This window comes from Saccharothrix sp. CCNWYY140 (assembly GCF_037401995.1).
Taxonomy (GTDB): domain Bacteria; phylum Actinomycetota; class Actinomycetes; order Mycobacteriales; family Pseudonocardiaceae; genus Actinosynnema.
Window position 1 is genome coordinate 18,393 of sequence record NZ_JBBEGC010000033.1, and the last position, 8,546, is coordinate 26,938.

Consider the following 8,546-nt stretch of genomic DNA (forward strand, 5'->3'; position numbering starts at 1 on the left):
GGCACCCCTTCAGTCCTTGGCCAGGCCCAGGAGGCGGGCGGCGTTGTCCTTGAGGATCTTGCGCCGGACCTCGGGCTTGACGTCCAACTCCGCGAAGTCGGCCAGCCACCGGTCAGGGGTGATGACGGGGTAGTCGGAGCCGAACAGGACCTTGTCCTGCAACAGGGAGTTCGCGTAGCGGACCAGCTGCGGCGGGAAGTACTTCGGCGACCAGCCGGACAGGTCGATGTGGACGTGCGGCTTGTGCGTGGCCACCGCGAGGGCCTCGTCCTGCCACGGGAACGACGGGTGCGCCAGGATGATCCGCAGTTCCGGGAAGTCCGCGGCGACGTCGTCGACGAGCATGGGGTTGGAGTGCTTCAACCGGATGCCGCCGCCGCCCGGCACGCCCGCGCCGATGCCGGTCTGCCCGGTGTGGAACAGCGCGGGCACGCCGAGCTCCTCGATCACCTCGTAGAGCGGGTAGGCGAGCCGGTCGTCGGGGGAGAACCCCTGGAGGCTCGGGTGGAACTTGAAGCCGCGCACCCCGTGCTCCTCCACCAGTCGCCGTGCGGTGCGTGCGGCGGCCCGGCCGCGCCAGGGATCGACGCTGGCGAACGGGATGAGCGTGTCGGCGTGCTCGGCGCAGGCCTGGGCGACCTCTTCGTTGGGGATGGGCGGGTGTCCGGTGGCGTGCTCGGCGTCGACGGTGAAGACCACGGCGGCCATGCGGCGTTCCCGGTAGTACGCGGCCATTTCCGGGATGGTGGGCTGGCGGTGGCCGTGCGCCTTGAAGTACTTCTCGGACGCGGCGAGCAGGTCGTGGGGGAGGGAGGGGTGGCCTTGGGCGGAGATCTCGGCGTGGGTGTGGACGTCGATGGCGACCAGTGCGTCGATGTCCAGGCTCATGTCGTCTCCTGGCGCGGCGGTTGGGGCGCGGGGATGCCGTAGGTTTCCGGTCGCCGTCCCACCGAGGTGGCCCATGTGGTCGCGATGGCGTCCGCGTCCCAGCCGCCGTCGTGGTAGGCCGTGGCGACTTCCTCCGGGTGCGACCACAGCGAGAGCTTGTCGCCGCCGATGCCGATGGCCTGGCCGGTGATGCCCCGGGCCGCGTCGGAGGCCAGGAACACCAGCAGCCCGGCGACGTCTTCCGGCGTGCCGAACCCTTCGCCCTGGCGCAGCCACGCCGGGAAGGGTTCGCCGCGCAGTTCCGCCGCTTCGACAAACGGCGCGAACGCCGGGATGGTCTTGGTCATCGCGGTGGCCGCGACCGGGATGACGGCGTTGACGGCGATGTCGGCCTTGGCGCACTCCATCGCCCAGGTGCGCACCATGCCGACGATGGCCGCTTTGGCCGCGGAGTAGTTGGTCTGCCCGAAGTTGCCGCGCTGGCCCGCGGGTGAGCCGACGACGACGATGCTGCCGCCGTCACCTTGCTCCCGCATGCGCCGCACGGCGGCTCGGACGCAGGTGAACGTGCCGCGCAGGTGCACGTCGATCACCGTGTCGAAGTCGTCGTCGGTCATCTTCCACAGCACCCGGTCGCGCAGGACGCCCGCGTTGGTCACCAGGAGGTCCAGCCGGCCGAACTCCTGGACGGCCCGCTCGACCAGGCGGTCGGCCACGTCGCTCGGCCCCACCGCGCCCACTTCCGCGACCGCGGCGCCTCCGGTCGCCGTGATGGCGTCGACGGCTTCCTTCGCCGCCCGCTCGTCGGCGTCGTTGACCACCACCGAGGCGCCCGCGCCGGCCAGCGCGGTGGCGTAGGCCAACCCGAGCCCGCGTCCGGCGCCGGTGACGATCGCGACTTTGCCCGTCAGATCCATTCGGGACCCCTTCCGCCGCCCATGAAGTTAGGCTGATCTGTGTCGGCCGTCAACGATGTGCCGAACATTGACCGGCGGAGGAGGGCGCGTGAAGAGTGCGGGTTACGCTCGTCCGGTGATCCCCCCAGGCGACCCGACGACCCAGGACGCGCAGGTCAGGCCCCAGTCGCTGATGCTGAGCTTCCTCGGCGTCTACGTGCTGGACCGGGGGGTCGCGGTGTTCTCCGGCAGCGTCATCGACGTGTTCGCCCGGGTCGGGGTGTCCGAGGAGGCGGTGCGCTCGACCCTGACCCGCATGGTCAAGCGGGACCTCCTGGCACGGCACCGCGACGGCCGGCGGATGTGCTTCGGCTTGACCGCGCGCTCAGCGGCCGTGCTGCGCGACGGCGAACACCGGGTCTGGCGCAGCGGCGCCGTCAACGACGACTGGGACGGCACGTGGACGATGGTCGGGTTCTCGGTGCCCGAGTCGTGGCGCAGCCAGCGGCACGACCTGCGCTCCCGCCTGGTGTGGGGCGGCTTCGGCCCGTTGCAGAACGGCCTGTGGGTCGCGCCCGGCGTGGTGGACGTGCCGAACCTGGTCGGCGACCTGGACCTGAACGAGTACCTCAAGGTGTTCACCGCCCGCACCGCCAAGCCCACCGAAGCCGACCAGATCGTCCACACGGCCTTCGACGTCCCGGCGATCGCCGACCGCTACGCCACCTTCCTCCGCCGCTGGGACCGCACCCACCCGCTCCCCGACGCCCCCGACGACCTGGCCCGCCAACTCCTGCTGCACACGGAATGGCTCCAACTCGTCCGCCAGGACCCCCGCCTCCCCGCGGAACACCTACCCCCCGACTGGCCCGCGATCCGCGCCGAACAGGTGTTCCGCACCCTGGCCCGGTCCTACCAGGAGCCGGCCCGGGCCATCGCGGAGTCGGTCCTGGAGACGGTCCCGATCCCCCCGCTGTGAACGCCGGCCTACGCCGGTTGCCGGGCCGGCTCGAAGAAGGTGACCAGTTCCTCGGCGACCGACTCCGGTGCGAGGACCGGCGCGAAGTGGCCGAGGCCCGGGAGTTCCCAGACCTGCGCGTCGGGGACGTGCCGGGCGAGGAACTGCGCGGAGGCGGTGAAGAACGGGTGGAGTCGGGTGTGGCGGCCCACCAGGAGCAGCACTGGCACGGTGACCCGCGCCAGGTTTTCGGGGTCGGTCGCCCGTGGACCCTCGTACGTCCCGTCGTGTTGGAGGAACCGGAGCATCGCGGGCACCGCGCCCGCCCACCGTTCGAAGAAGTCCGTCCGCTCAAGGGCTGAGACCTCCTCTTCGGTGCAGATCCACGGAGCGAACGCGCGGATCGCGTCGTCCAGCCTGCCCGCGCCGGCCGCCGCGCCCACCCGCTGCATGGTGGCGGCGGTCTCGGCGAGGTCTGACGGGTCCATGACCGGGATCAGGACCGGTTCGTACACGGCCACGGCGACGACGGACCGGCTGCGCGCCGCCGCGCCGAGCACCCACGCCCCGCTGCCCGACCAGCCGACCAGGCGGACCGGCTCGCCGATGCTGTCGACGAACGCCGTGATGTCCTCCTCCAGGCGTGCCGGGGAGTGGTCCGGGTGGTCGGCGGAGAGGCCGCGGCCCCGGGTGCTCGGCAGGTAGCAGGTGAACCGGTCGGTGAGCTGGGGCAGCAGCGCTTCCCAGGCGATCTCGCCGTCCCCGATCGCGCCGTGGACCAGGACCAGGGCCGGTCCGTGACCCCGCACGCGGCCGACGACCTCGGTGCCGTCGGCGGACACCGCTCGGTGGGTGCGTTCCATGATTCTCACCTTGTCCCGATCGCTGCGCTGCTGGTCAGCGCGTCTGACCAGGGACGTTAGGCAGCGGGGCGGTGCGCGGGCATCGGTGCGAATGACCATTCCGCGGTGGACGGTCCTACGCGGTAATGCGTAGTCACCCGGCGGCGGTGAGGCCGCGGTCGAGGGCGTAGCGGACGGCCTGGGTGCGGGAGGTGACGCCGATCTTGTGGAAGATGTTCGTGATGTGCCGGGCCACTGTGCGGTCGCTGATGAACAGGACCTCGCCGATCTCCCGGTTGGAGCGGCCGTCCGCCACCAGGGCCAGCACCTCGCACTCCCGCCGGGTCAGCCCGCCGGGCGGTGGTTGGTGCGTGCCCAGCTGTGCGTACGTCGCCTCGGCCTGCGCGGCCTCGGCGTCGGCGGACACGTCGTCGCCCAGTGCCCTGTACGCCCGGGAGAGCAGGACGCAGGTGCCGGCGGCGTCGTGGGGCGCGTGGAGTTCCCGCCAGCGCAGGCAGGCGTCGCGGAGCGCCGGTAGGGCCTCCTCGGCGCGGTCCTGGGCCAGCAGCACCGCGCCGCGTGCCGTGGCCGCCATCGCCTGGAGTCCCGAGGTGGCGTACGTCGACGCGGTCGCCTCGACCTCGGCGGCGGCGAGCGCGGCGTCGTCGAGCTGGCCCGCGGCGATCGCGATCTCCACCAGGGCAGCGCAAAGGGGAGCGCGGCGCAGGGGATCGGCACCCGCTGCCGCCACAGCCGCACGCACCGCCGCCACCGCTCCCGCCGCGTCTCCGGCCTGGAGCCGCAGCAGCGCCCGTCCCGGCTGCGCGTCCCGCCCACGGGCGTGCGCTTCGTCGTACGCGTCGGCCGCGCTCGGGTCGCCGCGCAACCGGCGTGCTTCGGCGGCGACGTACCAGGCCTCGGCCGCGTAGTCGACCCTGGTGGCGTCGAGCGTGGCAGCCACCCCCAACGCCGTCCGCTCGGCCGCGTCCCACTCGCCGCGCACGAGGTGGAGTTGGGCCCGGTGCACCGCGCATAGCCCCCCGAACAATGCCGCCGCGGGGAACCCGGCCAGCCACCGCTCGGTCAGGTCCACCCACCGCGCCATGCGGCGGAGGTCGGCAACCTCGTGGCAGGTGGCGATGGTGTGGCAGTAGAGGCTGCCCGAGGCGAACGGGGCCAGCCGACCGTCCAGCACGGCGATCATGGCCTCGTCGAGCAGGGCCAGCCCGTCGACCACGTGACCGGACTTGATCAGGGCACGCCCTTCGCCGTTGAGCCCGAGGGCCACCACTTCGGGCCGGTCGATCCGGCGGCCGAGTTCCTGGACCTGCCGGGCGACCTCCACCGCCTCGGTCGGGCGTCCGGCGTGGAGGTTGGGTTCGAGGCGGGTCAGGAGCAGGAGGTACCCGTGGGCGTGGCACTCCGGGACGCCTTCCAGCAGTCGGCCGGCCTTCCCGATCCAGCCCAGGCCTTGTGGTTCGTCGCCGCGCCCGAGGAGGAACAGTCCGATGCGGACAGCGGTCCACGCGGCGTCGGGGGGTCGGGCGTCGGCCAGGAACGCTTCGCAGGCGGCAGCTTCCAGCCGAAGGTTGTCCTCGACCCGCCCAAGCCACCACACGGCATCCGCGTACGCCGCAAGATCATCCGCGCTGAGCCCGCTGCTTCGGCCTCCTGCCGGTCGCTCGGCTCCTGTTGTCCGCTCGGCGGCGATGGCGTCGAAATGCGCCGCAGCAGCGACCCAGTCCTGTTCCCGGTGCGCCTGCCGCGCCCGGCTCACCACATCCGGCCGCTCGTCCACCACCCCACACTGTAGGGCTCGCGGGCCGTTCAGGCATGGAGGAGAGGGACGTCCAGGGCGCGCAGGGTCGCGTTGCTCGCCGGCGCGTCGGTGATCACGCCGGCCACGTCCGTCAGGGGGATCACCGAGAAGCGTGACGCCGTGCCGATCTTCTCCGAACTGGCTAGCACGTAGGTGTCCGCGGCCTGGCGGGCGAGGGCGCGTTTCATGGCAGCCTCGTCCGCGTCGCCGGTGGTGAGGCCCATTTTCTCGTGCACGCCCGTGACACCCAACAGGAACAGGTCGGCGTGCAGCCCTTGCGCCGCCTCGACGGCCGCCGCACCGCAGGTGACCATCGAGTGCCGGAACAGGCGACCCCCGATCAGGTACACCTCCACGTCCCGGTGATCCACGAGCGCGCTGGCGATGGTGGGGCTGTGGGTGATGACGGTGGCGGCGAAGTCCGTCGGCAGCGCACGCACGACCGCCAGCGTGGTCGTGCCGCCGTCGAGGATCACGGTGGTGCTGGGCTCAAGCAGTGTGGCGGCACGGGCAGCGACCCGTTCCTTGCCGGAAGCTTCAAGTTCTTGCCGAGTCGTGTAGTCGGCAATGGCAGGCGACACCGGCAACGCCCCTCCGTAAACCCGCTGGCACAGCCCGGCGGCAGCCAGTTCCCGCAGATCGCGCCGGATGCTGTCCTCGGACATGCCCAACTCCACGGCCAGGTCCTTGGCCACGATCCGACCGTCGACGCGCAGCCGTTCGAGCAGCAGATCCCGACGCTGGGCAGCAAGCATGCCTGTTTCTCCTTGTTTGTTCCGACTGCTGCACGTTATGGTACGCCAATGGCCAAGCCCCTGTTGATCCTCATCGCCGGCCCCTACCGCTCGGGCACCAACGACGACCCACACTTGATGGCCCAGAACCTGACCCGCCTGGAACAGGCCGCATGGCCGATCTTCCGCAGCGGCCACGTGCCGATGATCGGCGAGTGGGTGGCCCTGCCGGTCCTCCGCGGCGCCGGCGGCACCAGCCCCATCGACCCGGTGGCGGAAGGCATCATGTACCCCACTGCACAACGACTCCTCCAACACTGCGACGCCGTCCTGCGCCTCCCCGGCGAGTCGACCGGCGCCGACGAGGACGTGCGGATCGCCCGCGAGCGCGGATTGCCGGTGTACGAACGAATCGAAGACATCCCTGGCTACCGCGCGGCATGACGCCGGCCCCGCCGCCGGCCTGACACTGCGCCGTGGCGTGCCCGGCCGGATGCGGCACAATCGACCGATGCATGACGGCGCCCCGCTCGCGGAGGACGACGCGGACGAGACGCCGGACACCGGGACCGCGCAGCACGCTCAGGCCTCGTCACCGGCCATCATCGTGCAAGCGGCCCGTGACGCGACCATCAGCCTCACCCACGACCTGGTGCTGCCCGATGCGCAGGTCCGGCTGGTGCAGGCGCAGGCGGACACCATCGAAGCGCAACGCCGGCTCATCGCCGTGATGGAGGAGTTGAACGACGCCCGGCGGCTGATGCTGGAGAGCGCGCAGGTGGAACACCGCTCGTCCCAGGTGATCATGGTGCTGCGCATGGTGCTCATCCGCCTGTCGGCCCTCATCTTCCAACTCACCGCGGAACGCGACCGGTACCTGGCGGAGGCCGCGGACCACCGCGCCGAGCTCGCGGCCACCCGCGGGCGGTTGTCGGCCGCCGAGCAGGAACGCGGGCGCGCCGAAGGCCAACTCGAACAGGCCCAGGAGGAGCGCCGCCGGGCAACCGCCCTCGCCGAAGCGGCTCAAGCAAGGATCCTCCAGCTGGAGACCACCCTGCGCCGGGCCGGCGTCCACGACCCGGGCGTGTCCGCCGTGGGACCGGTGCCGGACATCGCGATCCCTTCGCACGACGACGTCCTCCACGACACGGTGGCGGGCCTGGACCAGGTGCAGCGCCTGTTGGACGAGCAGGAACGCGAACTCGCCGGCCTGGAGGCGAACGGCGCCCGAGCCCGCGCGGCCTCGGACGCGGCCCGGCGCCGGGGGCCGAACCAGTGGACCCTGTTCGGCCTCCACGGCTCGGACGGTGCGGACCGTCCCACCGCGCACGACGAGCTGACCGGTCTGCCGAACCGGGCGCTGGTCAAGGAGATGCTGACGACCCTGCTGGATTCCGAGGACCGTTCGCAGGTCGCGGTGTTGTTCTGCGACATCGACAACTTCAAGCGGGTCAACGACTCCCTGGGCCACGACGCCGGTGACGAGCTGCTGGTGGCCCTGGCGCGGCGGTTGGAAGGCGGCCTTCCCGAGGGCTGCATGGCGGCCCGGTTGTCCGGCGACGAGTACGTGATCATCTGTGCGAACGTCGAAGTGGTCGGCGGCGTGGAGGCGTTGGCCACCAAGGTCGCCGGGTTGTTGCGCACGGCCGTTCCGGTGCACGGGCAGTTGGTGCGGGTGTCGGCGTCCATTGGTGCCGCGGTGCCATACGGGCCGCGGGTGACGGCCGACGACTTGCTGCGGTTCGCCGACGCGGCGATGTTCGAGGCGAAACGGTCCGGTGCGGGTCGGGTGTCGCTGGCGTCGGCGGCGTTGATCGCCTCCGCCGACCGGCAGGTCCACCTGGAGGGCCAGCTGCGGGACGCGTTGGCGCACGACGGTTTGGCGCTGCACTTCCAGCCGGTGGTGGGCGTGGGCGGGGTGGTGCACTCCGCCGAGGCGTTGGTGCGCTGGCCGCACCCGGACCGCGGGCTGCTGCCGCCGGACATCTTCCTGCCGGTGGCTGAGCAGGGCGACCTGCTGCGCGAGTTGGACCGGTGGGTGCTGCGGACGGCGTTGAAGGAGGCCGCGTCCTGGCTGTCGCCGAACGGCCGATGACGCGGGCGATGGGCCGCAGGTGCGTGGCGGAGGGCGTGGAGACCGCGACCCAGTTCCACGCGCTGCGTCGGATGGGGGTGGACACCTTCCAGGGCTTCCTGTTCTGCCGTCCGTTGCCGCCGAAGGAGTTCCGCGCCGTGCTGGCACTTGGCCCATTGCACATACCCGTTCAGCGCTGACCGCGGCTTCCGGCGGCTCCGGGCGCGGTGCATTGAAGCTGAAGCGTGCCCGGGGTGCCAGGAGCAGTATCGGAATCCCGATGCGTGATTCCAGGTACGTGGGATTGGCGTAGCCGCGCCGGGTGAACGCGAGGT

At 71.7% G+C, this 8,546-nt stretch carries 7 protein-coding genes and 1 pseudogene; 3 read left to right on the forward strand and 5 right to left on the reverse strand.

Translation table 11 applies throughout. The annotated features are described in order from the left end of the window. Nucleotides 1–9 precede the first annotated feature (9 nt). Entirely contained in the window at nt 10–888 is an 879-nt protein-coding gene (locus tag WBN91_RS17230; protein ID WP_337724831.1) for an amidohydrolase family protein, read from the reverse strand. After that, complete coding sequence (locus WBN91_RS17235) at nt 885–1,805, reverse strand: SDR family NAD(P)-dependent oxidoreductase (protein ID WP_337724832.1); 921 nt, start codon at nt 1,803–1,805, stop codon at nt 885–887. The genes WBN91_RS17230 and WBN91_RS17235 overlap by 4 nt, the downstream gene beginning before the upstream one ends. A 115-nt stretch (nt 1,806–1,920) precedes the next feature. Between WBN91_RS17235 and WBN91_RS17240 the strand changes: the two genes are divergently transcribed. Then, nucleotides 1,921–2,763, forward strand: coding sequence for a PaaX family transcriptional regulator (locus WBN91_RS17240; RefSeq protein WP_337724833.1), 843 nt, complete (start codon nt 1,921–1,923; stop codon nt 2,761–2,763). An 8-nt stretch (nt 2,764–2,771) separates the two neighbouring features. Here the strand turns inward: WBN91_RS17240 and WBN91_RS17245 are convergent, their stop codons facing one another. The 3 genes from WBN91_RS17245 to WBN91_RS17255 all read right to left on the reverse strand — a co-directional run bounded on the left by WBN91_RS17245 (nt 2,772) and on the right by WBN91_RS17255 (nt 6,158). Beyond that, a complete protein-coding gene (locus WBN91_RS17245; protein ID WP_337724834.1) occupies nt 2,772–3,605 on the reverse strand; it encodes an alpha/beta fold hydrolase in 834 nt (277 codons plus the stop codon). A gap of 133 nt (nt 3,606–3,738) precedes the next feature. Then, nucleotides 3,739–5,382, reverse strand: a complete 1,644-nt coding sequence (locus WBN91_RS17250) for a helix-turn-helix transcriptional regulator (RefSeq protein ID WP_337724835.1) — start codon at nt 5,380–5,382, stop codon at nt 3,739–3,741. Nucleotides 5,383–5,411: 29 nt separating this feature from the next. Then, nucleotides 5,412–6,158 (reverse strand): DeoR/GlpR family DNA-binding transcription regulator, encoded by a 747-nt coding sequence (locus WBN91_RS17255; protein WP_337724836.1) that lies wholly within the window; start codon nt 6,156–6,158, stop codon nt 5,412–5,414. A 48-nt stretch (nt 6,159–6,206) separates the two neighbouring features. Between WBN91_RS17255 and WBN91_RS17260 the strand changes: the two genes are divergently transcribed. Then, the gene (locus tag WBN91_RS17260; RefSeq protein WP_337724837.1) at nt 6,207–6,581 is read left to right on the forward strand and encodes a DUF4406 domain-containing protein; all 375 of its coding nucleotides are present in this window, start codon (nt 6,207–6,209) and stop codon (nt 6,579–6,581) included. 883 nt (nt 6,582–7,464) lie between these two features. Beyond that, nucleotides 7,465–8,411: pseudogene (locus tag WBN91_RS17265) on the forward strand (diguanylate cyclase domain-containing protein); the annotation flags it as partial. Nucleotides 8,412–8,546: the final 135 nt, after the last annotated feature.